Genomic DNA, 24,189 nt, shown 5'->3' with positions numbered 1-24,189 from the left:
TGTGGCAAGCGAATGGCAAAGTCATGGCCAGGCAGTGGCCGGTCGTGCCTGAGATCTTGCCATTCTGCCCGGGGTTACAGGCGGGGAACTCGGGCGGCAGGCAAGAGGAAGGGTTCCATCAGCATGTCAATCGAGATGTTCACCGAAGTCGACCCTGGGCAGCCCCACTCAGACGCCACCCTCCGGCACCCCACGGAGCTGCCACTGAGCTGGATCGGTCAGAACCCCGACAATCCGCGTGAGGCACTGCGCGACCTCGGTCCGCTGACCACCAGTATCCGCGAGATCGGCCTCGTCAACGCCATCACCGTGGCGTCGGTCGAGGCGTACGCAAGTGAGCGGCCGAGCCGGTTGCGGGAGCTGGACCCGGCGGCGCGGTACATCGTTGTCGACGGTCACCGCCGCCTGGAGGCGGCACGGAGCGCGGGGCTGACCCATGTCCGCGTCAGTGTCGACGACGCCCTGGTGTCCACCGATCGGTCCCTGCTCGAAGCCGCTTTCGTCGCCAATGTGCACCGCGACGACATGAACCCCCTGGAACAGGCGCACGCCCTGAAGAAACTGGTGGAGTTCTACGGTTCGCAGAACAAGGCGGCGAAGCGGCTGGGGATCGCCCAGTCGACGATCTCCTCCAAGCTCTCCGTCCTCGAACTCGGCCCGGAGCTCCAGGCCGATCTCCTGGCGGGGCGCCGCAAGGTCGTCCATGTGCGGAATCTGTCCCGGCTCACTCCCCAGCAGCAGAAGCAGCGGGCCGACGCCCGCGCCGCGGCCACGGAGTCGCGGGCCATGTCCCGGCTGCCGGAGCCGCGTTCGCCCGAGACCCGCTCGGCCGATCCCCGGCACCAGCACGGCCGGGGATCGAACACCCTGCCGGGGATCCCCAGGCAGCGGCCCACGCTCACCATGCCGTGGGCGGACGGTGTCGCCTGCGCGGAGATCGCCATCGCGCGGATGCGGCCCGCCGAGCGTGCGCGGATGCTGCGCCGCCTGTGGCAGGAGGCGGAGAAGGAAGCCCGCGCCGCACGCCTGGCCGCACCCCGCCGGGACTGACCCCGCACCGGGCCGCGTTCCGCCGGAACGGGTCCGCGCCCCACCCGGTACGAGCCGCTCCGGACCACGGGGAGGCACCTCGCACCACCGACCGCGCCACCTGCCTTCCGCACTTCCCGCACTTCCCGCACTTCCGCATCACCCTCTCCATCCGCGCCACCCGCTCCACCCGCTCCACCTGCCTCGCACCACATCGCCTCCCGCACACCTTCCGCCCACCGCACGTCTCCGCAGGACATGTGTCCCCCTGCTCGTCATGAGCACGCCAGGAGATGGCAACAGGGTTCAGCGCCGCCCTTCGGCCCCGGCCGGCCCCCGCCGACCGGGGCCGTTTGCTGTGTGTTCGCTGTCGGTTCGCTGTTCGCGGGCTGTCCGCCGCCCTGTCGCCGACTGCCCACCGCCCGATCGCGGGGCCGTTCGGCACGGCCCGCCGAGCCCGGCCGGACGCGTCGCCCCGCGAAGGAGAGCGGCCCGGTGCCGACCTACAATTTGCACCCGAACAACTCACCTGTCCGGGGGATCACACCGAGGAGGGTCCATGCCTGGTCAGCGACCCATCGCCGAGACCGAACGCATGATCCGCGCCAAGCTGGGCGATACGCCGATCCGGCACGATCAGATGGCCATGGTGGGAAACATCCATCGCGCGGCCGCCGCGGTCCGCCAGCATGTGGAGAACTCCGTACTGCGCGGATCGGATCTGACCTGGACCGGTTTCGTGGTGCTCTGGGTGGTCTGGATCTGGGGCGAGATGGAGACCCGGCTGGTGGCCGCGGAGGCCGGGATCTCCAAGGGCACTCTGACGGGAGTCTCCCGCACCCTGGAGTCGCGCGGACTGATCCGGCGCACCGAACACCCCTCGGACGGCCGCCGGGTGCTGCTGGCGCTCACCGCCGGGGGCGAGGAGCTGATGCGGAGTCTGTTCCCGGAGTTCAATGCCGAGGAGGCGTTTGTCGCCGGCCCCCTGAGCGACGAGGAGTGCCGCAGCACGGCGGACGCCCTGCGCCGTGTGGTGGTGCAGATCGAGAGCCATGGCGAGGAGCGCCGGGCCCAGCTGCTGGGCGGTGAGCCGCCGGTCCCGCGCCGGAGCGGGCGGCGCCCGAGGCCCGCCGGCGGCCCGCTCGGCTGACCCCCGGCCGGGCGGCTCTCAGCGCCTCGGCGGCCGGATGCCGCGGAACTCCCAGTCGCCGCCGAGCGCCGTGGAGAGCACTTCCTCCGACTCGGACGGCTGCGCGCCCACGTCGGTGCGGATGGCGGCCGGCCCGCCGACGATGTGATTGGTGAGGCGGCCGAGCCCCTCGACCGTCACCTCCACCACATCGCCCGGCTCGACCGGCCGTGAATGGGCCGGTGTCCCGGAGAGCAGCACATCGCCGGGGAGCAGGGTGATCGTGCGGGCGATGTCGGCGACGAGATAGTGCATGTCCCACTCCATCTCATCGGTGGAGCCGTCCTGGACGAGTTCGCCGTTGACATGGGTGCGGATGGACCTGCCGCGGAAGTCCCACTCCGTGACCAGCCCGGGGCCGATCGGCGCCAGGGTGTCCGAACCCTTCACCCGCAGCATCGAACCGGCGTCGGTGTCGCGGAAGTCATGGAGCCCGAAGTCATTGGCGACGGTGTATCCGGCGATATGGGCGCCGGCGTCGCGCGGGGCGATGTTGCGGCAGGTGCGGCCGATGACGATGGCGATCTCGCCCTCGTAGTTGAGCCAGCGGCAGCCCTCGGGCCGGACCACGGCACCGCCGTGCGCGTTGAGCGCGGAGACGGGCTTGTGGAAGTAGGTGGGCGCGGCCGGCAGTACGGCACCGAACTCGGCCGCCCGGCTGCGGTGGTTGAGATGGACCGCGATGATCTTGCCGGGGACCACGGGCGGCAGATGCCGGGCCTCGCGGGCGGCGATCCGGCGGCCGTCCCCGGCGACCAGCTCATCGCCGTCGCGCACGGTCTCGGTCACCACCCCGTCGAGCAGGATGCGGCGGTACTCGGGCATGGTCAGCTCTCCCGGGGGTCGGGCATGTGGGGTACGGGGATGTCGGACGGGCCGGACGGGGCGGACGGGCGGGCGGGTTCGGACGGGGCAGAGGGGCCGGACGAGGCAGAGGGGGCGGAGAGGTCGGAGAGGTCGGACGGGGCGGTCCAGCCGGCGGCCGGACGGTCGAACCACAGATGCGCCTGGCCGGTGCCGATCGCGTTCTCGTACTCCCCGTACTGCCGGGCCCGGGCGGTGCAGGCACTCTCCCCGAGCGCTCCGGCCATCATCAGATAGTGGGAGAACCCGGCCTCGGGCCGGAATCGCGCGAACTCCGGCATGGTGGCCAGCACCCGGTCGTGGCGCCCCTCCTTGAACCAGGCGATGCGCTCGCGGTCGGCCGCGCGGGCCCCCGCGCTGAAGACATGGGACGGATCCCCGGACTCGTGGTCCCGCAGTTCGCGCAGCGGCCAGAAGGTGTGCGAGAGGGCGCCGGAGGCGATCAGCAGCACCCTGCGGCCCGGGGTGGCCGCGATCCCGTCGGCGAGCGCGCGGCCGAGCCGCAGATGATCCTCCATGTCGCCGGTCTGCACCACACCGATGCTGATCCAGCGCTTGCCGGGGAGCCCCTCGCCGAGGAACTTCCACAGATTGAGGGTGGCGTAGTGCACCGGGAGACAGCTGTCGTCGACGGCGGTGATCCAGGTGCCGCGCCCGGGCCCGGACCGGGCGATGTTCGCGGCCAGCTCGGGATCGCCGGGATAGTCGTACGGCATGCGGCGCATCCCGCGCGGGAGTTCGTCGGAGGTGAAGAGCCCGGCCCTGCGGGCGTGGGCGGAGACCACGAATTCGACAGTGGTGGCCCAGTGCGAGTCCAGGACGACCACGGTGTCGTACGCGGCGGTCTCGAAGACCTCGCGGCGCAGCCGGCGCAAGCCGGTGACCAGGGTGATCTCCCGGCCCTCATTGAGCTCCCGGCGCTGCTTCCCGGGGAGGACCATGGTGGGAACGTGCGAGAGCAGTCCGGCGCCGGTGATCTCACCCATGGTCGCGCCATCCCTTCGGTGCGGTCACGGTGTTCTTGACGTCGCAGTGGAAGTCGAAGCTCCAGCCGCCGCCCTCGCGGCCGGTGCCGGAGTCCCGCGAGCCGCCGAAGGGGGCCCGGAGGTCGCGTACGAAGAAGCAGTTGACCCAGACGGTGCCCGCGACGAGCTGTGCGGCGACCCGGGCTGCCCGGGCGCGGTCGCCGGTGACGAGGGTGGCGGCGAGACCGAAGCGGGTGCCGTTGGCGAGGCCGACGGCCTCCTCCTCGGTGGTGAAGGTCTGGAGGGTCAGCACCGGCCCGAAGACCTCCTCCTGGACGATCTCGCTCTCCTGCGCCACATCGGTGAGCAGGGTGGGACGGTAATGGAGCCCGGACTCACCGGTGCCCGAATCGCCGGTGCCGGGGCCGCCGCCGATGACGGCGCGGGCGCCCGCCGCGAGCGCCCGCCGGACGAAGCCGTCGATCCGCTCCAGCTGGCGGGCGTCGACGACCGGGCCGAGGTCGGTCCCCGGCTCTCTCGGGTCGCCCGGACGCAGCCGCTCCGCCCGCTCCGTGAAGAGCCGGGTGAACTCCCCGGCCACGGACTCCTCCACCAGGAGCCGGGTGGCGGCGAGACAGACCTGGCCCGCGTTGTCGTACTGCTCCACCGCGAGGTCGGCGGCGAGACCGAGATCGGCGTCGGCGAAGACCAGCAGGGGCGATTTCCCGCCGAGTTCCAGACTCAGCGGGGTGAGGTTGGGGGCAGCGGCGGCGGCGATGCGCCGTGCGGTGGGCACGGAGCCGGTGAAGCTGATGCGGCGCACCCCGGGGTGGGAGACGAGCGCCCGGCCGAGGTCCTCCCCGTACCCCTGGACGACATTGAGCACACCGGGCGGGACTCCGGCACCGGCCGCGATGTCGGCGAGGAGTGAGGCGGTGAGCGGGGACCACTCGGCCGGTTTGAGGACGACGGTGTTCCCGGCGGCGAGCGCGGGGGCGATCTTCCAGCTGGCCAGCATCAGGGGCGCGTTCCACGGGGTGATGAGCACACAGGGGCCGGCCGGGTCCCAGCTGATGTGGTTGGTGTGGCCCCGGGTGGCGAAGTCGTCCCGGCCGAGGGTGAGCAGCCACTCGGCGAAGAAGCGGAAGTTGTGGGCGACCCGGGGCATGACGCCGCGGCGGTGCGAGCGCAGCAGGGCGCCGTTGTCGTGGGTCTCGACCGCGGCGAGGTCTTCGAGGCGCTGTTCGACACCGTCGGCGACGGCATGCAGGATCCGGGCGCGTTCGGCGCGGCCGGTGGCGGCCCAGCCGGGAAAGGCCGCCCGCGCGGCGGCGACGGCGGCCTCCGCCTCAAGGGCGGTGCCCCGGGACATCTCGGCGAGGGCGGTCCGGGTGACGGGTGAGGTGGTGGTGAAGGTGCCCGGGGAGGCGACCCGCCGGCCGCCGATCCAGTGCCGGGTGTCGACGGGGACGCCCGCGACGATCGCCCGCTCGGTCATGAGCGGCTGCCCGGGCCGGCGGATTCCAGCAGCCGGCCGCCGTCCCACACCACGCCGACCTGCCGGTAGTACGCGGCGATCGGCTCCCGGACCGCGAGTCCGGCCAGCTTCTCCACCGGGGAGTCGAAGAGTTCCAGCTCGGCCTCCCCGCGCCAGGCGGGACCGGCCTCGAAGGACGCCGCGCCGGTCTCGATCAGTTCGTCGAGCGCGAGACCCCGCCCCTTCTCGATCGCGCGCACCCTGCGGTGATGGGCCATCGGATGGCCATTGACGAAACCGCCGGTCTCCGAGGGTCCGGTGAGGGTCACCACCGCCTGCGCCAGCCGCCGGTCCGCCGCCGCCAGTGTCGCGCCGATGCGGGCCCCGGCCTCGATCCGGGGAGCGGGGCCGTACGGATGCGGCCGGGTGAGGTGGACGGAGCCGAGCCGCTTCGGGTAACCCTGGTGGAGTCCCCGGGCGATGGCGAAGTCCTTGTCGACCCAGATGTGAACGCAGCGGGAGAAGGTGCGGCCCCGGTGGGAGCAGCGGACCACCGCGAACGTTTCCTTGTACTGGGCCCGTACCGGATCCAGGAGTTCCTCCCGCGAGGGGCCGCAGGACTGCCAGTCCGCCCAGATCAGGGCGACCGCGCCGGGGTCCTCCGCGGCGAGTTCCAGGGGTTCGGGGAGGAGTTCGCGCACCCGGCCGGGGTCGGTGCGGTACTCGATGGTGAGCAGGTCCCCGGAGTAGTGCCAGGGAGGTGCGGGGATCAGCGAGAACTCGCCGGTGTCCGGTGCGGGGTGAAAGTCTCCGCGCGTCTGCGGCACGGTGCCTCCTCGTCCGATGGGTGGCGGCACACTTCATTCATTTGGGGCCAAATAATAATGCCCGCAGACCGCCCGTCAACCCCCCGCCGATCCCCGCCGCCAACCCCTGCCGACCCCCGATGGCGTTGGTGCGCAAGGCTTGCCACCGCACTCGCGCAGCGAATACGTTTGAGTCCAAATGGAGCGTCGGGGCGCCCGGAGCCGGGCCGCTGGGCCGCCGGCCGGACCACCCGGACAACCGGAATGGAGCAGTCCGTGCCCCGACCTCTCTCCCCCGGCCGATCCACGTCCCGCCGGCCCGCCCCCGGCCGGCCCGCGCCCGGCGATCTCACCGCGCGGGCCGGCGATCTCACCGCGCTGGCCGCCGCGCTGACGGACCGGGGCATCGATCTCGTCCGGGTGCTCTGGAGCGATCTCCACGGCGCCGCGCGCGGCAAGGAGATCCATGTGAGCGAGGTGTCCCGGTTCGCCGCCCCCGGGCTCTCCTTCTGCCGGGCCGTGATGGTGACGGATCTCGCCGGGAACCCCCTGGATCTGCCCGAGAGTTCGGGCGGCGGCTGGCCGGACGCCCACGCCAGGATCGACCCGGAGACCCTCGCCGTACCCGACCACACACCCGGGACCGCCTATCTGCTGGCCGATCTGGTGGAGGCCGGGGCCGGGCATCCGCCGCTCGCCCTCGATCCGCGCGGCATCCTGCGGCACCAGGTGGACCGGCTCGCGCTCCGCGGTCTGCATGCGGTCGCCGCCCCCGAGCTGGAGTTCTATCTCCTCGCCCCGGACCCCGCCGGACCGCTCGGCTGGCGGCAGTACTCGGCGCACGACACCGCGGGCTACACCGTCGGGACCGCCCATGACCCGGACCGGCTGCTCTCCCTGATGATCCGTTCCTGTCATGCGCTGGGGCTCGGTGTCCACGCGGGCAACCAGGAGTTCAGCGGCGGGCAGTTCGAGCTCAACCACACCCACGGCCCGGCCCTGCGCGCCGCCGACCGGGCGTTTCTCTTCAAGTACACGATCAAGGAGATCGCCGCCGGACGCGGGCTGCGGGCGACCTTCATGGGAAAGCCGTTCAACGGGAAGGCGGGCAGCGGGCAGCATGTGCATCTCTCGCTGAGCGGCGGCGACGGAGTGAACCTCTTCGCGGATCCGGCGGCGGACGACGGCCTGAGCTCGCTGGCCCGGTCGTTCCTGGCCGGGATCCTGACCCATGCCCCGGCACTGACGGCGGTGCTCAACCCCACCGTCAACGCCTACAAACGACTGGCCGCGCCCGACTCCCTCGCCCCGGCCGCCGCCGACTGGGGCCATGACAACCGGACCGCGTACGCCCGGATCCCGCCCGAGCGCGGTGCCGGCACCCGGATCGAGATCCGGGTCGCGGACGGCGCGGCCAACTCCCATCTCGTCCTCGCGGCACTGCTGGCGGCCGGGCTGGACGGGGTCGAGCGACGGCTCGTCCCGCCCCCGCCGGTCACCGGAGCGCCGTCGGGGGGAGGAGCGCCGCTGCCGGCCGGTCTGCGGGACGCGCTCATCGCGCTGGAGCGGGACACCGTACTGGCCGCGGCCCTCGGCGCCCGCTTCACCGAGGTCTTCATCGCGATGAAACGCGCCGAGCTGAAACGTTTCGAGAGCACCGTCACCGAGTGGGAGTTCCGCGAGTACGCCCGGATGCTCTGATCCGCGTACGCCTTCCGTCCACGGCCCCCGTCGCCCCGGGCGTGGCTCACGCGCACCGGTCCGCCGCCCCCGCCCGGCGCCGGGCATCGCCCTGCCCCGATCCACGTACGAAGGGACACGACATCACCCATGGACCTCCAGCACTGGCTCCGCGAGGCGGCCAGATCCAACCAGGAGTGGTCGGCCGCGTTCGGCCCGTATGAGACGCACCCCTCGCTCCGGGTCGACGACGGCCGCTTCGGCGAGGTCTTCGGTGAGTTCACCGAGCGGCTGAAGGACAATTACCCGTTCTTCCATCCCCGTTACGCCGGCCAGATGCTCAAGCCGCCGCATCCGGCGGCCGTGGTCGGCTATGCGACGGCGATGATGATCAACCCCAACAACCACGCGCTGGACGGCGGTCCGGCGACCGCCCGGATGGAACGGGAGGTGGTCGCCGATCTGGCGGGGATGTTCGGATTCGCCGCCCATCTCGGCCATCTGACCACCAGTGGCACGGTCGCCAACCTCGAAGCCCTCTTCGTCGCCCGCGAACTCCACCCGGGTCTCGGGGTGGCCTACAGCGAAGAGGCCCACTACACCCATGGCCGGATGTGCGGAGTACTCGGGGTGACCGGGCACCCCGTGGCCGTGGACGACCGGGGCCGGATGGACTTGGACGCCCTGGAGGAGCTGCTGCGCACCGGACGGGTGGGCACCGTCGTCCTGACCGCCGGCACCACCGGGCTCGGGGCGATCGACCCGATCGACCGGGCCGTGGCGCTGCGCGAGAAGTACGGCATACGCCTGCATGTGGACGCCGCGTACGGGGGCTTCTTCACCCTGCTGGCCGGGGCGGCGGGGCCCGAGGGGCTGGCGGAGGGCCCGTGGCACGCCATCGCGCGGTGCGATTCGGTGGTGGTCGACCCGCACAAGCACGGGCTCCAGCCCTATGGCTGCGGTGCGGTGATCTTCGCCGATCCGGAGGTGGGCCGGTTCTATCTGCACGACTCGCCCTATACGTACTTCACCTCGGCCGAGCTCCATCTCGGGGAGATCAGCCTGGAGTGCTCCCGGGCGGGCGCCTCGGCCGCCGCGCTCTGGCTCACCCTGCGGCTGCTGCCGCTCACCGCCGGCGGACTCGGCGGGGTGCTCGCCGCCGGGCGGCGGGCGGCGCTGCGCTGGTCGGAAATGATCGGCGGCTCCGAGGTGCTGAAGCTCTATCAGCCGCCCGAGCTGGACATCGTCTCCTACTACCCGGTGACCGACCCGGCCGCGCTCTCGGCGATCGACCCGGCGTCCGAGCGGATCCTCCAGCGGGGCATGGCCGGGGAGGATCCGGTCTTCGTCAGTACCCTGCGCGCCTCGGACCGCGCCTTCGCGGCCCGTCACCCCGGGGTGACGGCGGACGCGGACGGCGCGCGGATTCTGCGGAGCGCGCTGATGAAACCGGAGTCGGAGGGCCGGGTGGAGTGGCTGCACACCCGGCTGGAGGAGCTGGCGGCCACCCGGACCTAGGCCGTTTCTCACGGATCTTGCTGGGCGGAGAGGCGGGGGCCGTGCGCCCGGGGCGTACGGCCCGCGCTCAGTCCTGCTTCTTGCGGCGGGTGCCGAAGACGATCTCGTCCCAGCTGGGCACGGCGGCCCGGCGGCCCGGACGGACACCGTCCGCCTCCGCCTGACGGTCCGTCGTACCGGTCAGCCGGTCGCGGTGACCCGCCACCGAGCGGGGCATCAGAACATCCGCGTACGCCGATCCGGCGCCCGCCGAGGCCACCGGCTCCTCTTCCTCCGGCTCCTCCTCGGACTCCGCCGAGACGTCCTCGGGGGCCGAGAGGTCCGGTACGACCATGTCGCCGCGGAAGCTGGGCACCGCCTCCAGCAGGCTGGTCAGCGAATCCCGCTCACTGGTGTCGTCGGGGCCCCCGGTGGGGCCGTTGGCGCTCGGCCGCTCCATGGGGCGGTCGAGTGTGCGGTCCAGCGGACGGTCCCGGGGCAGCCGCGCGATCCTCGGTACGAAGGGAAAGCTCGGTTCCTGGGTGGTGATGGTGTCGTCGGTCTCGCCGATGAGAGCGCGCGCCTCGTCGTCGACGGCCTGCACCAGCCGGCGCGGCGGATCGTAGGTCCAGCTCGCGGAGTGGGGTTCACCGGCCACCCGGTAGACGAGCAGCACCTCCCAGGTGCCGTCGTCACGGCGCCAGGAATCCCACAGCACGGTGTCCTTCTCGGCCCCGCGCAGCGTCAGCCGCTCCTGCACGGCCTCGCCGAGCTGGGGGCCGGCATTCTCACCGGGACGGCGTACGGGGGTCTTGCGCGCCCGCTCCGCCATGAACGCACGCTCCGCGAGGACCGGGCCCTCGAAGCGGCGCACCCGCTCCACCGGAATCCCGGCGAGCTGGGCGACCTCCTCGGCGGACGCTCCGGCTCGTATCCGGGCCTGGATGTCACGGGGGCGGAGATGGCTCTCCACCTCGATCTCGATCTGGCCGAGCCGGGCGCGGTCGTTGCGCACCGCGGCGCGCAGCCGCTCGTCGATGGGGAGGGTGTACTCCGTGCTGTCGGCAGCCTTGAGCACCAGTCGTGTGCCGTCGTTGGAGACGGCCACGACACGCAGTTCGGGCATGGGGACCTCCCGGGTGGTGCCTGCCGACGTCACCTGTGCGTCGCTGCTTCCGCTAGTCGAGTGTGGCCTGCCCGGGTGCAGCCTGCCACAACCTTGCCGAGTTGACCGGCGTACCGGGCTCAGGCCCTTGATCGCCGTTGTGGCAAGGTTACCCGTTCGCCACTCAGTGTAACCACTTGGTCACTCCGAGTGCGGATCTCCATGCGATACCGCGGCGCCGCCGGATCGAGCGCCAGTTTCGGCCCCCTCCCCCGAATCCGAGCACCCATGAGGGAGCGCAGGCCCGGGGCTCGTCACAGTACTCCATTCGGGCCATCCGGGTGGACTGCCGCGCCGCCGAACTTCTCACCGCATACGGCAGTTCACGCCGGGCACACGGGTGCGGGGTGTCCTGATTCACAGAATCTCCGCAAGGGGAACTATTCAATTCACTCATTTGTCCCTGATAGGTGCAGACACCAACAGAAAGGCCCACAGGGACTGAGGATGCGTCAGACGCCGGAGACCGGATCAGACCAGCACGAGCAGTGGCACGAGCGGGGGCACGACGACCGGGGGGACGAGCGGCGGGAGGAGCGGACCGGACGGTTGGATCTGAGCGTTCCGCAGGTCGCGGGCAGCGCCCTCGCGGCCGTCGCGGCGGCGGTGCTCGCCTCCAGACTCGGTGTGTACGGCACGATCATCGGCGCGGGTGTGGTCAGTGTGGTGGCGACCTGCGGGGGCTCGGTCTTCCAGCACATGTTCAGCCGTACCGGCGAGCAGCTGAAGGTCTCCCGGGTGCGGACGCCCGCCCCGGCGGCGGCTCCCGGCCCCGTCCCGGAGCGGGCGGCCGGGCGGACGGAGAGCGGGGAGTTCGGCCCGGCCGCCACCCACGGCACCCGTTTCCGGGGAGCGCGGCGCCCGCTCGCGGCGGCCGCCGTGGTCTTCGGCGTCGCCATGGCCGGCATCACCGGATACGAGCTGCTCTCGGATTCCGGGCTGAGCGGCGGCCGGGGCACCACCGTGGGTTCCGCGGTGCGCGGCGGTGACGACGGCGGCGGCTCCGGCACCACCGGACCGGACGGCGGCGGCGAGCGGAATCACCGGACGGAGGAAGAGGAGGGCCCGTCCGGCGGGGAGCCCGGTGACGGGGAGCGGGAGTCCGTACCCGGCGGGAAGGGCTCCGATTCGGAGTCCGGGGAGCCGGGCCCCGGCGACGAGTCCCCCGGCCCCGGTTCCGGTACGGAAACGGCGGAGAAGCCCGGTGACGGATCCGCCTCACCCGGCGCGACCACCCCGGAGACCTCCGCGCCGGCCGGCGAGGGCGGCGGCAACGGCGATGGCAACGGCACAAGTCCAGGTACAGGTACAGGTGAGAGCGGCACGGCACCGGATCCGGCGAAATCCCGCCCCGGCGCCGGCTCCGCACCCGGGTCCACTCCCGGCTCCGGCGGCTGACGCACGCGCCCGGGCCCGCTTCCCGCCCCGGCCGGTACGGGGTGCCGGGCCCTCAGGCGCCCAGCACCCGCCGCAGATGGTCGTTGCCGAACCGGCGCTCCGGATCGAGCCGGTCCCGTACCGCCGTGAACTCACCGAACCGCGGATAGACCGCGGCGAGCTCGTCCGCGGTGCGGGAGTGGATCTTGCCCCAGTGCGGACGGCCGCCGTGCGCGGTCATGAGGCGCTCCACCGCGGAGAAGTACGCGCGGTACGGCGTGCCCCGGTAGAGGTGGACCGCGATGTAAGCGGTGTCGCGCTCCGAAGCCGTGGAGAGGGTGATGTCGTCGGCCGGGGCGGTGCGCACCTCCACCGGGAAGCTGATCCGCAGCGGGGAGCGCTCGATCATCGCCCGGAGCTCGCGCAGCGCCATGACCGCGGCCTCGCGCGGAATCGCGTACTCCATCTCCACGAAGCGGACCCTGCGCGGTGAGGTGAACACCTTGTACGGGATGTCGGTGTAGGTACGGGCGGAGAGCGCCCGGCTGGCGAGCCGCGCGATCCCGGGAATGGCCGCGGGGACGGCCCGGCCGAGGGAGTTGGCGGCCTGGAAGAGGCCATTGGCGAGGAGTTCGTCCTCGATCCAGCCGCCGACCCGTCCGGGCGGGGCGGCGGGACCCGCGCTGCGGTTGTTGCGCTTGGTGTTGCAGTTGCCGGTGTGCGGGAACCAGTAGAACTCGAAGTGCTCGTTCTCGGCATGCAGCCGGTCGAACTCGGCGGTGACCCGGTCGAAGGACATCGGCTCCTCGCGGGCGCGGAGCAGAAAGAGCGGTTCCACGGCGAGGGTGACCGCCGTGATCACACCGAGCGCCCCGAGCCCGATCCGCGCCGCCGCGAAGACCTCCGGATTCTCCTCCTTGGAGCAGGTCAGCAGGGAGCCGTCGGCGGTGACCAGCTCCAGTGCGGTGATCTGCGCGGCGATGGAGGCCGAGTCGCGGCCGGTGCCGTGGGTGCCGGTGCTGATGGCACCCGCGAGGGTCTGCTCCATGATGTCGCCCATGTTGGTGAGCGAGAGACCCTCCCGGGCGAGGGCCGCGTTCAGCCGCTTCAGGGGCATACCGGACTCGGCGGTGACCGTCATCGCCGTACGGTCGACCCGGCGTATCCCGGTCAGCAGATCGGGGCGGATCAGCACTCCGTCGGTGGCGGCTATCGCCGTGAAGGAGTGACCGGAGCCGACGGTCTTCACCCGCAGACCGCGCTCGGCCGCCTGCCGCACCGCGTCGGCGACCTCCTCGGCGGAGGCCGGGGAGACCTCCCGGGCCGGGCGGGCGGTGACCGTGCCCGCCCAGTTACGCCAGGTTCGTGTCGCGCTCGTCGTGCTGATGGTGCTCATCGATCCGCTGCCCCTCCCGCGTCGGCACCGGCGTGTTGAGCCGGCGGTATCCCAGGAACGCCACCACCGCCGCGGCGGCTCCCGCGACCCCGGGCACCCCGTACGCCGTCTCGGCGCCGTACGCGTCGACGGCCCGGCCGCCGGCCGAGAAGCCCAGCGCCACCCCGACGGCGAGGCCGGTGCTGATCCAGGTCATGCCCTCGGTGAGCCGGGAGCGCGGCACCCGGGCCTCGACGAGAGCCATGGTGGTGACCATCGTGGGAGCGATGGCCAGGCCCGCGACGAGCAGTGCCACGGACAGGAACACGAGGTTCCCGGCCATCTGGAGGGGGATCATACTCACGGCCATCGCGCAGACCCCCACCAGCCAGCGCCGGGCCGCCGGGCCGCGCGGATCGAGCAGGCCGAAGACGAGTCCGGCGACGCAGGAGCCGAGTGCGTACACGGCGAGGACGATGCTGGCCGCCGCCTTGTGCCCCTGCTCCTCGGCGAAGGCCACGGTGATCACGTCGACCGAGCCGAAGACCGCGCCGGTGGCCACGGCGGTGAGCACCAGGATCCGGAGCGGGCCGGAGGCGAGCGCCGAGCCGCCGCGGTGCTCGCGCGGATGCGGCGCCGGTTCGGTGGCGCGCTGGGCGGTCAGCCAGAAGACACCGGTGAGCAGCAGCACCGCCGCCAGTACGGGGCCCGCCGCCGGGAACCAGGCGGTGGAGAGCCCGATCGAGATGATCGGACCGCAGATGAAGCACATCTCGTCGATGATCGATTCCCAGGAGTACGCGGCATGCAGCTCGCGCGGCGATCCCCGGAGGATCTCGGCCCAGCGGGCGCGGACCATGGCGCCCACGCTCGGCACACAGCCCGCCGCGGCGGAGAAGACGAAGAGGGTCCATTCCGGGGCCCCCTGGAGGGCGCAGATCAGCAGTCCGGCGACGGCGGCGACGGAGACGAGCGAGGCCGGCCGGAGCACCTTGGCCTGGCCGTGCCGGTCGACCAGCCGGGAGATCCGGGGGCCGAGCACGGCCACCGAGAGCGCGAGGGTGGCCGAGAGGGCTCCGGCGAGCCCGTACGCCCCGGTGAGCTGGGAGATCATGGTCACAATGCCGATGCCCATCATCGCCAGCGGCATCCGGCCGATGAAGCCCGCGGCGGTGAACCGCCTGCTGCCGGGGGCGGAGAATATGGCGCGGTACGGGCTGGGCAACAGCTCCTCCAGTGGGGCGTGTCCTCGGGTGCGGACGGCGGCCTCGCCAGGCTACGCCCGTCCCGTGCGGTGTACAGGTGTCCGGCGGGCCCGGCCGCGGCCCGCCGGCGCACGGCCGGATTCCTCGGTCGTCGGCGGGTGGGTGGCGGGCGGCGCGGCACCGGGTGGCAGGATCGGTGTCATGTCCGATCAGCGTGATCCCACCCCTTACGACGCCCTGCTGCTGCTCTCCTTCGGGGGCCCCGAGGGCCCGGACGAAGTCGTCCCGTTCCTGGAGAATGTGACACGCGGCCGGGGCATCCCCGCGGAGCGGCTGAAGGAGGTGGGGCAGCACTACTTCCTCTTCGGCGGGGTCAGCCCCATCAATGAGCAGAACCGCGAGCTGCTCGCCGCGCTCCGCGCGGACTTCGCGGAGCACGGGCTGGATCTGCCGGTCCACTGGGGCAACCGGAATTGGTCCCCGTATCTGACCGACACCCTGAGAGAGATGGCCAAGGCGGGTCATCGCCGGATCGCTGTTCTCACCACCAGCGCGTACGCCTCCTACTCGGGCTGCCGCCAGTACCGCGAGAATCTGGCGGACGCACTGGCCGCACTGGAAGCGGAAGGTCTTGAGCCGCCCCGGGTCGACAAGCTCCGGCACTACTTCAACCACCCGGGTTTCCTCGGACCGATGACGGACGGGGTGCTGCGGTCCCTGGCCGATCTGCCCGGCGGGGTACGGGAGGGGGCGCGGCTGGTCTTCACCACCCACTCCATCCCGGTCGCCTCGGCCGACGCGTCGGGGCCGGTGGAGGAGCACGGCGACGGCGGCGCCTATGTGCGCGAGCATCTGGAGGTGGCCCGGCTGATCGCCGGTGCCGTGCGCGCGGAGACGGGCGTGGATCACCCCTGGGATCTCGTGTACCAGTCGCGCAGCGGCCCCCCGCACGTGCCGTGGCTGGAGCCGGATGTCTGCGACCACCTGGAGGAGCTGCACGGCTCCGGGACCCCGGCGGCCGTCATCATCCCGATCGGCTTCGTCTCGGACCACATGGAGGTGCTGTACGACCTCGACACGGAGGCCCTCGCGAAGGCGGCCGAGCTGGGGCTGCCGGTGCGGCGCTCGGCGACGGTCGGCGCGGATCCGAGGTTCGCCGCGGCCGTGCGCGAACTGCTGCTGGAGCGGGCCGCCGGCGAGCGCGGGGTGCCCGTGGAACGCTGTGCGCTGGGGTCGCTGGGTCCTTCGCACGATCTCTGCCCGATCGGCTGCTGCCCGGCGCGGGCGCCGAGGCCCGCGGCGGCGGGCGCCGACAGTCCCTATGCGTGAGGATGCCGTGACCGATCCGACAGGTGGTACCCGTGCCGCACTCGCCGACGAGCTCCTGGGCCTGGCCCTGGAGGCCGCGCGGCGGGCCGGAGAGCTGCTGCGCGACGGCCGTCCCGCCGATCTGGGGGTGGCCGCGACCAAATCGAGCCCCATCGATGTCGTCACCGAGATGGACATCGCCGCGGAGAAGCTGATCACCGGTTTCCTCTCCGGGCACCGGCCGGACGACGGCTTCCTCGGCGAGGAGGGCGCGTCGTCGGCGGGCACCAGCGGGGTCCGCTGGGTGGTCGATCCGCTGGACGGCACGGTGAACTACCTCTACGGGCTGCCGACCTGGGCGGTCTCCATCGCGGCCGAGGTCGGCGGGGAGACCGTGGCCGGGGTGGTGGAGGTGCCGATGCGCGGGGAGACCTTCCGGGCGGTACGGGGCGCGGGGGCGTTCCTGAACGACGCCCCGGTCCGCTGCCGGGCCGCGGCGCCGCTGGAGCAGTCCCTGGTGGCCACGGGCTTCAACTATGTGCGGACGGTACGGGCGCATCAGGCCGGGGTGGCGGAGCGGCTGATCCCGCTGCTGAGGGACATCCGCCGCGGCGGTTCGGCGGCGGTCGATCTCTGCGATGTGGCGGCGGGCCGGCTGGACGGCTACTACGAGCGCGGGCTGCACCCCTGGGATCTGGCGGCGGGCGACCTGATCGCCCGCGAGGCGGGCGCGCTGACGGGCGGGCGCCCGGGCGGCGGTCCGTCGAACGATCTGGCGGTGGCGGCGAGCCCGGGTCTCTTCGGACCGCTCCAGGCTCTGCTGGAGGAGTTCGGCGCCTGGCACGACTGACGGGGCCGGAGGGGCGGCCGGTCACGGAGTGTCACAGGAGGTCGGCGGGGCAGCCGGTCACGGGGGTGGCACCGGGGGTCGGCGGGACGGCAGGTCACGGGGTCGCGTACGGGACCGGCGGGACGGCTGATGTGTCCCGCCGGTACGGGGCGGGCGCAGCCGGCCGCGCGCCCGCCCGCGCGCCGGACAGCCGGGGCGTGCGCACCACGCGAAGCCGCCCCGGCGCGATGGTGATCGCACCGGGGCGGTTCTCCGGCGCCGCGCGCGGCTGCCGGGGTGTCCACCGGGTCGTGCCGGGGACGGGGCTCAGGCGGCGCTGACCTCCACGCCGTGCTCGGCCGCGAGGCGGTGCAGGTCGTCCAGCTCTGCCTGCTCCACGTCCGCGAGGAAGTCGTCTCCGGTCTCACGGGCCACGGTCAGATCCGTCTGGGCGGCCTTGATGCGCTGTAGGAGTCCTGCGGTGAATGCGTCCATGTGCGCCCCCTCGTCGTGGGTCGGTGGCACGGGGGTGTGCCGGGGATACCCCCCGCCGCAGCAGGGGACGGGGTGATCACTCATGGCCCGGATAGCGGCGTGCCACTACGGGGCGTGATCGCGGGTGTTCTGTCGTCCTCCCCCGGCCCTCGGCGGGGGAAACCTCAACCCGCCCGGGAATCCGCCCGCTTGAGCGCCGGGCGCCGCCGGGCGGGCCGGGTGCGCTCCGCCTTACCGCCGGTTTACGCGCGTAACGGGCAGGATGGACGCGCACAGCCAGTGCGTGAGACAGCCCTGATCATGGGTGACGGGCACAAGGGAAGGAACCGAGACGTGCGCGTACTCGTCGTCGAGGACGAGCAGCTGCTCGCCGATGCGGTGGCCACCGGACTGCGCCGGGAGGCCATGGCCGTCGACGTCGTGTACGACGGTGCGGCGGCCCTGGAGCGCATCGGGGTGAACGACTACGACGTGGTGGTGCTCGACCGGGACCTTCCGCTGGTCCACGGTGACGATGTGTGCCGCAAGGTCGTGGAGCTGGGGATGCCGACCCGGGTGCTGATGCTGACCGCGTCCGGGGATGTCAGCGACCGGGTCGAGGGGCTGGAGCTGGGGGCGGACGACTATCTGCCCAAGCCGTTCGCCTTCACCGAGCTGATCGCCCGGGTGCGGGCGCTGGGGCGGCGCACCACCGTGCCGCTGCCGCCGGTGCTGGAGCGGGCCGGGATCAAGCTCGACCCGAACCGCCGGGAGGTCTTCCGGGACGGCCGGGAGATCCAGCTGGCACCGAAGGAGTTCGCGGTGCTGGAGGTGCTGATGCGCAGCGAGGGTGCGGTGGTCTCGGCCGAGCAGCTCCTCGAAAAGGCGTGGGACGAGAACACCGACCCGTTCACCAATGTGGTCCGGGTGACCGTGATGACCCTGCGGCGCAAGCTCGGGGAGCCGCCGGTGATCGTCACCGTGCCCGGCTCCGGCTACCGGATCTGACCGGGTGGCCGCCACTCCGGCGCCGCCGTCGGCGCCCCCGAAACCCACCTGGGATCCGCGCGATCCCGTCCGCCCCCTGCTCCGCCCGACCATCCGGATACGGCTGACGCTGCTGTACGGCGGGATGTTCCTGATCGCCGGCGTACTGCTGCTGTCGATCATCTATCTGCTGGCCGCGCAGGCGCTGCACTCGGGCAGCTCGCTGCCGTTCAAGCTGCTCCCGGAGAGCCGGATCCAGCTGACCAACAACTCCTGCCCGGCGCTGGCCCCCGGCCTCTCGGCGGATCAGGCCAATTCCGAGCTGGCCAAGTGCTTCGCGTACCAGCGCGGGGCGGCCCTGGACGATCTGCTGCGCAGGTCCCTCTTCGCGCTGCTGGGGCTGAGCATCATCGCCTTCGCGTTCGGATACGCGATGGCGGGCCGGGTGCTGTCGCCGCTGGGGCGGATCACCCGGACCGCCCGGCAGGTGGCCGGTTCCGATCTGACCCGGCGGATCGAGCTGGACGGCCCGGACGACGAGCTGCGGGAGCTCTCCGACACCTTCGACGAGATGCTGGACCGCCTGGAGCGGGCCTTCACGGCCCAGCAGCGGTTCGTGGCCAATGCCTCGCACGAGCTGCGCACCCCGCTGGCGATCAACCGCACCCTGCTGGAGGTGCACCTCTCCGACCCCGGGGCCCCGGTGGAGCTCCAGCAGCTGGGCAGGACCCTGCTGGCCACCAATGAGCGCAGTGAGCAGCTGGTGGAGGGCCTGCTGCTGCTGGCCCGCAGCGACAATCAGACCTTTGAGCGAAAGCCGGTCGATCTGGCCGAGGTCGCCACCCGCGCGGTCGACCAGACCCGGGCGGAGGCCGAGGCGAAGGACGTGGAGATCCGCGGCGAGTGCGCTCCCGCGGTGGTCCAGGGCAATGGGGTGCTGCTGGAGCGCATCGCCCTCAATCTGGTCCAGAACGCCGTCCGCTACAACGTCCCGGAGGACGGCTGGGTGGAGGTGACCACCGAGGTGCTGGCCGGCCAGGCGGTCCTGGTGGTGTCGAACACCGGTCCGGTGGTTCCCGCGTACGAGATCGACAGCATCTGGGAGCCGTTCCGGCGGCTCCGGCAGGACCGCACCGGCTCCGACAAGGGCGTGGGGCTCGGCCTCTCGATCGCGAGGTCGGTCGCGCGGGCTCACGGGGGACGTATTATCGCGGAGCCCCGCGAGGGGGGAGGGCTGGTGATGCGCGTCACTCTTCCGGTCTGAGGCAGTTTTCGGTGACCTCCGCTTCGTTCGCTTTACGCGGAATTTTCGTGACCTGTTCCCCGGTGCGGGGTGTGCGATCGATCACAGAGGAGACTTTCAGGCCATCTACTCTCCGTGATCAAGAATCTCTCCGGAAAGCCGGTAAAAGTCCGGGTTTCCGGGGGTCGAGATCACGGGAAGTACACGGGGTGGCGCCCGTGAGCAGCGACATTGGGATCGTGTACGGTCCCCATCGCCGTCCAACCCGATCACTCCACGGAGATCCGGTTGGGTGTCGATTGAGTAACAGACCTTGATGTGAGGCAAAATCTCCGCCTCAGGTCGGGCACAAGACCGGCCTCTCACGCGTTACGTGCGCTGAGACCACCGCAACCACCCAGAGGGGGAGAGCGACATGGCAACGGACTACGACACCCCACGCAAGACCGACGACGACGTCGATTCGGACAGCCTTGAGGAACTGAAGGCCCGCCGGAATGACAAGTCGACCTCGACGGTCGACGTCGACGAATTCGAGGCCGCCGAGGGCATGGAACTGCCCGGCGCGGACCTTTCCAACGAGGAACTGGCCGTCCGGGTCCTGCCCAAGCAGGCGGATGAGTTCACCTGCATGAGCTGCTTCCTGGTTCACCACCGCAGCCAGCTGGCCCGCGAGAAGAACGGCCAGCCGATCTGCCGCGACTGCGACTGAGGCAGGGTCGCAGTGGAAGGCGATACACCGTCCAGGAAACGGCGCTTCCGGCGCCACCAGGAGCCGGAAGCGTCCTGGGGCGGCCCGGGACCGGCGGAAGGCGTCACGCCCCCCGCCGAGGACTCGGGTGCCCTCCTGCCGCACCGTGCGGGAGAGACCGGGCAGGGCAGCCCTTCGGCCCGGCTCGACACCCTCCCGCACAGGGCGGCCGGCGATCCGGCGGCATTTCCGCCCGGCGCGGCGGGCGGGTCCGCCGAGACCCGGCCCGGCCGTCTGGCGGCCATGCGGCAGGGCGTCCGCAGAAGCCGTGAGGGCGCCAAGGCCGCCGTCGGCTACATAGCCGACCGGATCATCGACATCGCACCCCGGGTGCCGGTGCGCGATCTCGCGACGCTCCGCCGGCAGTTCCCCGGGCTGACCCCCGAGCAGCTTGCCGACAAGCTGGTCGCGGGCGCCTCCGGCGCCACCGCCACGGTGGGCGCCGGTATCGGGGCGGCGGCGATGCTGCCGGTTCCGCCGGCGATGCCGGCCGAGCTGGCGGCGGAGATCACCGGCGTCGCCGCGATCGAGCTGAAGCTGATCGCCGAGCTCCACGAGGTCTACGGCGTGCGCGCCGAAGGCAGCCTCAAGGAGCGCGCCACCGCCTATCTGGCCGCCTGGTCGGAGGAGCGGGGCATCGACGTGGGCAAGCCGTCCACGTACAAGAACGCCGCGCTGAGCGGCGGTCTCAAGCGGGAACTGCGCCAGCAGATCATGAAGCGCATGATCCGCAATCTGCCGAACCTGCTGCCGTTCATGGTCGGCGCGGCCGTCGGCGCGGTGATGAACCGCCGGGACACCAGGGCACTCGCGGAACGCGTGCGCAAGGATCTGCGGACCAAACAGGTCCCGTGGGAAGCACTGCCCGCGCTGCCCCCGCTGGAGCAGCCCAGACACCCGCTGGAGGGCCTTCACAGCCCTCGTGAGCTGGAGGGCTGAGCCCGCCGCGCAGAGCCGCCGGGGAGCGGTACACCTCTCCGGGGCACCGCGGAAGCCATCACATTTCCGTTCCCACCGGGCACTGCGGTGCCCGGGATCATTCCTTCGGGCCCGTGGCGGCCCCGGCCCGGCCGACCGGGCAGGAGACCGCCCCGGGCCTCTTTGGTCTGTCCGCGTCCGGGCGGACCGGTGCCCTGTCGCCGGGCACGCCGCGTTCGCGGTGCGCGGCCCGACCGGGCGGGTGGCGGTCGCCGGGCACGCCGTCCGCGGTCGTCCGCTCCGCGATCCGCGAAACGGTTCGGCGCTCACCCCCCGTACCCGCCGGCTGCACGGCGCGGGCCGCCCGCGCCGGGAGGCGCCCCCCGGTCAGGACGTCAGCGCGGCGGCCAGGCCCTCCGGGTTCCGGGTGGAGAGGTAGACGTACGGGGTGGGGTCGGCCGGGTCGGTGATCTCGATCCGCACCGCCGTCGGCACATAGCTGCGCAGCAGCATGAAGGCCCTCGGGTCGGCCTTGTACGAACGCCAGGCGCGCGCCTCCTCCGGGTCGAGCACCTCGGGGGTGCCCAGCGCGGTGAGCGGGATCCGCGCCTCGCCCGCCACGAGGGAGTCCGCGACCACCCGGATCCGCGCCGAGCCGTAGGAGCTCACCACGACCGCCGCCAGCGCGGCGGCGGCGACCACTCCGCCGAGCATCCACAGGGTGCCGAGGGGCAGGGTGACCAGGCCGCCCGAGACCCCCAGCAGGGCGGCGATGAGCCACCAGGCGCGGGGAGCGGTCAGGCGTTCTTCGTAGCGGGGGACGGAAGGCTGCATACGGGCAAGCTTGGCACGCGTCCCTTCCCCGCCCGGCGGCGGGAGCCGGGGCGGGAAGGGGCGCTCGGGCGGCGGGGCGGAACCGGCGGGCCCGCGGGAGCGGACCGGGCGGGCGGCGCATGGGGGCGTGCGGGCCGCGCGCGGGTAAGGTCTGCGGCTGTGAGCACAGCGAATTCCCCGGAGGCGTACCCCGCGCCCCCGGCTCTGACCCCTCCCCCGGACGCCCGGCCGCCGGTGCGGCATCCCGATGCCCCGGCCCCCGGTGAACTGCTCGGTTCCCACTACGACCACTGTTTCGGCTGCGGTGTCGGCCAGCCGCACGGTCTGCACCTTCAGGCGCGGGCCGGGGACGGTGTGAGCATCACGGCGGAGTTCACCGTGAAGCCGGCCCACCAGGGCGCGCCGGGTCTGGCGCACGGCGGTGTGCTGGCGACGGCCCTGGACGAGACACTGGGCTCGCTGAACTGGCTGCTGCGGGTGATCGCGGTGACCGGCAGGCTGGAGACCGATTTTCTGCGTCCCGTGCCGGTGGACACCGTGCTCTTCCTCCGGGCCGAGGTCACCGCGGTGGCCGGCCGGAAGATCTTCTCGACCGCCGTGGGCCGGATCGGCGGCCCCGACGGGCCGGTGGCCGTCCGCGCCAGGGGCCTCTTCATCGAGGTGAAGGTCGAACATTTCATCGACAACGGCCGCCCGGAGGAGATCCGGAGCGTGATGTCCGACCCCGACCAGATCCGGCGCGTGCGCGCCTTCGAGGTGAACCCCTGATGCCCCAGAACCCCGGCGAGGCCGTCGACGTACTGATCCGGCGGGTGGACCCGGAAGTGCCCCTTCCGGTCTTTGCCCATCCCGGCGACGCCGGCGCCGATCTGGTCACCCGCGAGGCCGCCGAGCTGGCCCCCGGGGAGCGGGCCGTGCTGCCCACCGGGATCGCCATCGCGCTCCCGGACGGGTACGCCGCCTTCGTGCACCCGCGCTCCGGACTGGCCGCCCGGTGCGGTGTGGCTCTGGTCAATGCCCCGGGGACGGTTGATGCCGGGTACCGTGGGGAAATCAAGGTGATCGTGGTCAATCTCGACCCGCGCGAGACGGTGCGGTTCGAGCGATTTGACCGTATTGCCCAACTGGTTGTCCAGCAGGTCGAGAAGGTGCGCTTCCACGAGGTGGCGGAGCTCCCCGGCTCTGCGCGGGCCGACGGGGGCTTCGGGTCCACCGGCGGTCACGCCGCTGTGGACGGCTCAACGGGTGGGAATCGATACGCTTCCGTCGTATCCGACCGGGAAGGACAGTGACGTGTTCGGACGTCGCAAGAAGAGTGGTTCCGCGGAGGACGCGGACGCAACGGGCGAGGCCGAGCGAGTCGCCGGGCAGTCAGCAGAGCTCGACAGTGAATCCGCCGCAGGCGACGAGGCCCCCCGCCGGGTGAACCTCCCGCCCGCGCCGCGGCCCGACGGCCCCTGGGATGTCTCCGAGGTGACCAAGCCCGGCGAGGGCCGGGTCGACCTGGGCGGGCTCTTCGTGCCCGGAGTCGAGGGCATGGAGCTCCGCGTCGAGGTCGCCGGTGACGCGATCGTCGCCGCGACGGTCGTTCTGCGCGACAGCGCCGTACAGCTTCAGGCATTCGCCGCGCCCAAGAAGGAGGGCATCTGGGGCGAGGTGCGCGATGAGATCGCCTCGGGCATCACCCAGCAGGGCGGCATCATCGACGAGGTCGAGGGCCCGCTGGGCTGGGAGCTGCGGGCCCAGGTGCCCGTACAGCTGCCGGACGGCACCGGTGGAGTGCAGCTGGTGCGCTTCGTCGGCGTGGACGGTCCCCGCTGGTTCCTGCGCGGAGTGATCTCCGGGCAGGGCGCGGTGCAGCCGGAGGCCGCCGGGCTGCTGGAGCAGATCTTCAAGGACACCGTCGTGGTGCGCGGCGAGGCCCCGATGGCCCCCCGCGACCCGATCGTCCTGAAGCTGCCGGAGGACGCCCAGATGGTCCCCGAGGGCGTGCAGCAGGAGGAGCAGGAGAATTCCCGCTTCTCCGGCGGCATGGGACAGCTCCAGCGCGGTCCCGAGATCACCGAGGTGCGCTGATCCGCTCCGCCGCCGCGGGCCGTACTCCCCGACGGGGGGTGCGGCCCGCGCGCTTTCCCCCGTACTGTGCCCGCACGGGGGTCCCCACCAGGGGGTTCCCCGCTCGTACAAGGGGGTCCGATGGCCGGGAGTACTGAGGC

General features: G+C 72.3%; 23 protein-coding genes. 14 read left to right on the top strand and 9 right to left on the bottom strand.

Annotation, left to right across the window (positions count from 1 at the left end):
- The first annotated feature begins 123 nt into the window (after positions 1–123).
- Both AAFN69_RS17675 and AAFN69_RS17670 read left to right on the top strand, forming a co-directional pair.
- Entirely contained in the window at positions 124–1,050 is a 927-nt protein-coding gene (locus tag AAFN69_RS17675) for a ParB/RepB/Spo0J family partition protein (protein WP_347729484.1), read from the top strand.
- Between the two features lie 538 nt (positions 1,051–1,588).
- Positions 1,589–2,179, top strand: coding sequence for a MarR family transcriptional regulator (locus AAFN69_RS17670; protein ID WP_347729483.1), 591 nt, complete (start codon positions 1,589–1,591; stop codon positions 2,177–2,179).
- Between the two features lie 18 nt (positions 2,180–2,197).
- On the opposite strand, the gene AAFN69_RS17665 is transcribed toward AAFN69_RS17670, so the two are convergent.
- Genes AAFN69_RS17665 through AAFN69_RS17650 form a run of 4 tightly spaced genes read right to left on the bottom strand, consistent with a single transcriptional unit; the run spans position 2,198 to position 6,351 of the window.
- Positions 2,198–3,043 carry a fumarylacetoacetate hydrolase family protein gene (locus AAFN69_RS17665; protein ID WP_347729482.1) on the bottom strand — a complete coding sequence of 282 codons (846 nt, stop codon included), beginning with the start codon at positions 3,041–3,043 and terminating at the stop codon, positions 2,198–2,200.
- 2 nt (positions 3,044–3,045) lie between these two features.
- Positions 3,046–4,068: a catechol 1,2-dioxygenase gene (locus AAFN69_RS17660; RefSeq protein ID WP_347729481.1), complete on the bottom strand. Its 1,023-nt coding sequence runs from the start codon at positions 4,066–4,068 to the stop codon at positions 3,046–3,048.
- Positions 4,061–5,545: an aldehyde dehydrogenase family protein gene (locus AAFN69_RS17655; protein WP_347729480.1), complete on the bottom strand. Its 1,485-nt coding sequence runs from the start codon at positions 5,543–5,545 to the stop codon at positions 4,061–4,063. The genes AAFN69_RS17660 and AAFN69_RS17655 overlap by 8 nt, the downstream gene beginning before the upstream one ends.
- Positions 5,542–6,351 carry an acetoacetate decarboxylase family protein gene (locus AAFN69_RS17650; RefSeq protein ID WP_347729479.1) on the bottom strand — a complete coding sequence of 270 codons (810 nt, stop codon included), beginning with the start codon at positions 6,349–6,351 and terminating at the stop codon, positions 5,542–5,544. Before AAFN69_RS17650 ends, AAFN69_RS17655 begins: the two co-directional genes overlap by 4 nt.
- Before the next feature lie 255 nt (positions 6,352–6,606).
- Here AAFN69_RS17650 and AAFN69_RS17645 point away from each other — a divergent pair, with 255 nt between their 5' ends.
- Together AAFN69_RS17645 and AAFN69_RS17640 are read left to right on the top strand one after the other, a co-directional pair.
- On the top strand, positions 6,607–8,031 hold the full coding sequence (locus tag AAFN69_RS17645) for a glutamine synthetase family protein (RefSeq protein ID WP_347729478.1): 1,425 nt from the start codon (positions 6,607–6,609) through the stop codon (positions 8,029–8,031).
- A 129-nt stretch (positions 8,032–8,160) separates the two neighbouring features.
- A complete protein-coding gene (locus tag AAFN69_RS17640) occupies positions 8,161–9,528 on the top strand; it encodes an aminotransferase class I/II-fold pyridoxal phosphate-dependent enzyme (RefSeq protein WP_347729477.1) in 1,368 nt (455 codons plus the stop codon).
- A gap of 67 nt (positions 9,529–9,595) precedes the next feature.
- Here the strand turns inward: AAFN69_RS17640 and sepH are convergent, their stop codons facing one another.
- Complete coding sequence (gene sepH, locus AAFN69_RS17635; RefSeq protein ID WP_347729476.1) at positions 9,596–10,666, bottom strand: septation protein SepH; 1,071 nt, start codon at positions 10,664–10,666, stop codon at positions 9,596–9,598.
- Between the two features lie 453 nt (positions 10,667–11,119).
- Here sepH and AAFN69_RS17630 point away from each other — a divergent pair, with 453 nt between their 5' ends.
- Entirely contained in the window at positions 11,120–12,070 is a 951-nt protein-coding gene (locus AAFN69_RS17630; RefSeq protein ID WP_347729475.1) for a hypothetical protein, read from the top strand.
- 52 nt (positions 12,071–12,122) lie between these two features.
- Here AAFN69_RS17630 and AAFN69_RS17625 read toward each other — a convergent pair whose 3' ends face one another.
- Together AAFN69_RS17625 and AAFN69_RS17620 are read right to left on the bottom strand one after the other, a co-directional pair.
- Positions 12,123–13,445, bottom strand: a complete 1,323-nt coding sequence (locus tag AAFN69_RS17625) for a D-arabinono-1,4-lactone oxidase (protein WP_347729474.1) — start codon at positions 13,443–13,445, stop codon at positions 12,123–12,125.
- Positions 13,402–14,649 carry an MFS transporter gene (locus tag AAFN69_RS17620; RefSeq protein WP_347729473.1) on the bottom strand — a complete coding sequence of 416 codons (1,248 nt, stop codon included), beginning with the start codon at positions 14,647–14,649 and terminating at the stop codon, positions 13,402–13,404. The genes AAFN69_RS17625 and AAFN69_RS17620 overlap by 44 nt, the downstream gene beginning before the upstream one ends.
- A gap of 181 nt (positions 14,650–14,830) precedes the next feature.
- On the opposite strand from AAFN69_RS17620, the gene AAFN69_RS17615 reads away from it, so the two are divergent.
- Complete coding sequence (locus AAFN69_RS17615) at positions 14,831–15,958, top strand: ferrochelatase (RefSeq protein ID WP_347729472.1); 1,128 nt, start codon at positions 14,831–14,833, stop codon at positions 15,956–15,958.
- 7 nt (positions 15,959–15,965) lie between these two features.
- Positions 15,966–16,787 (top strand): inositol monophosphatase family protein, encoded by an 822-nt coding sequence (locus tag AAFN69_RS17610; RefSeq protein WP_347729471.1) that lies wholly within the window; start codon positions 15,966–15,968, stop codon positions 16,785–16,787.
- 306 nt (positions 16,788–17,093) lie between these two features.
- Here the strand turns inward: AAFN69_RS17610 and AAFN69_RS17605 are convergent, their stop codons facing one another.
- A complete protein-coding gene (locus AAFN69_RS17605) occupies positions 17,094–17,261 on the bottom strand; it encodes a hypothetical protein (protein WP_347729470.1) in 168 nt (55 codons plus the stop codon).
- 333 nt (positions 17,262–17,594) lie between these two features.
- Between AAFN69_RS17605 and AAFN69_RS17600 the strand changes: the two genes are divergently transcribed.
- From AAFN69_RS17600 to AAFN69_RS17585, 4 genes are all read left to right on the top strand, one after another.
- The gene (locus tag AAFN69_RS17600) at positions 17,595–18,248 is read left to right on the top strand and encodes a response regulator transcription factor (RefSeq protein ID WP_190123731.1); all 654 of its coding nucleotides are present in this window, start codon (positions 17,595–17,597) and stop codon (positions 18,246–18,248) included.
- 4 nt (positions 18,249–18,252) lie between these two features.
- Positions 18,253–19,491, top strand: coding sequence for a HAMP domain-containing sensor histidine kinase (locus AAFN69_RS17595; protein WP_347729469.1), 1,239 nt, complete (start codon positions 18,253–18,255; stop codon positions 19,489–19,491).
- Positions 19,492–19,885: 394 nt separating this feature from the next.
- On the top strand, positions 19,886–20,182 hold the full coding sequence (locus AAFN69_RS17590) for a DUF4193 domain-containing protein (protein ID WP_005310959.1): 297 nt from the start codon (positions 19,886–19,888) through the stop codon (positions 20,180–20,182).
- Positions 20,183–20,194: 12 nt separating this feature from the next.
- Complete coding sequence (locus AAFN69_RS17585; RefSeq protein ID WP_347729468.1) at positions 20,195–21,160, top strand: hypothetical protein; 966 nt, start codon at positions 20,195–20,197, stop codon at positions 21,158–21,160.
- Positions 21,161–21,526: 366 nt separating this feature from the next.
- Here the strand turns inward: AAFN69_RS17585 and AAFN69_RS17580 are convergent, their stop codons facing one another.
- On the bottom strand, positions 21,527–21,973 hold the full coding sequence (locus AAFN69_RS17580) for a DUF3093 domain-containing protein (protein WP_347729467.1): 447 nt from the start codon (positions 21,971–21,973) through the stop codon (positions 21,527–21,529).
- A 159-nt stretch (positions 21,974–22,132) separates the two neighbouring features.
- On the opposite strand from AAFN69_RS17580, the gene AAFN69_RS17575 reads away from it, so the two are divergent.
- The 3 genes from AAFN69_RS17575 to AAFN69_RS17565 are packed head-to-tail and all read left to right on the top strand — an operon-like array spanning position 22,133 to position 24,049.
- Entirely contained in the window at positions 22,133–22,741 is a 609-nt protein-coding gene (locus tag AAFN69_RS17575; RefSeq protein WP_347729466.1) for a PaaI family thioesterase, read from the top strand.
- A complete protein-coding gene (gene dut, locus AAFN69_RS17570; protein ID WP_347729465.1) occupies positions 22,741–23,265 on the top strand; it encodes a dUTP diphosphatase in 525 nt (174 codons plus the stop codon). The genes AAFN69_RS17575 and dut overlap by 1 nt, the downstream gene beginning before the upstream one ends.
- 1 nt (position 23,266) lies before the next feature.
- Complete coding sequence (locus tag AAFN69_RS17565; RefSeq protein WP_347729464.1) at positions 23,267–24,049, top strand: DUF3710 domain-containing protein; 783 nt, start codon at positions 23,267–23,269, stop codon at positions 24,047–24,049.
- The last annotated feature ends 140 nt before the right edge of the window (positions 24,050–24,189 follow it).

The sequence above is a fragment of the Streptomyces sp. CAU 1734 genome (assembly GCF_039888735.1).
Lineage (GTDB): Bacteria > Actinomycetota > Actinomycetes > Streptomycetales > Streptomycetaceae > Streptomyces.
This window is presented reverse-complemented; position numbering and strand designations above follow the sequence as displayed.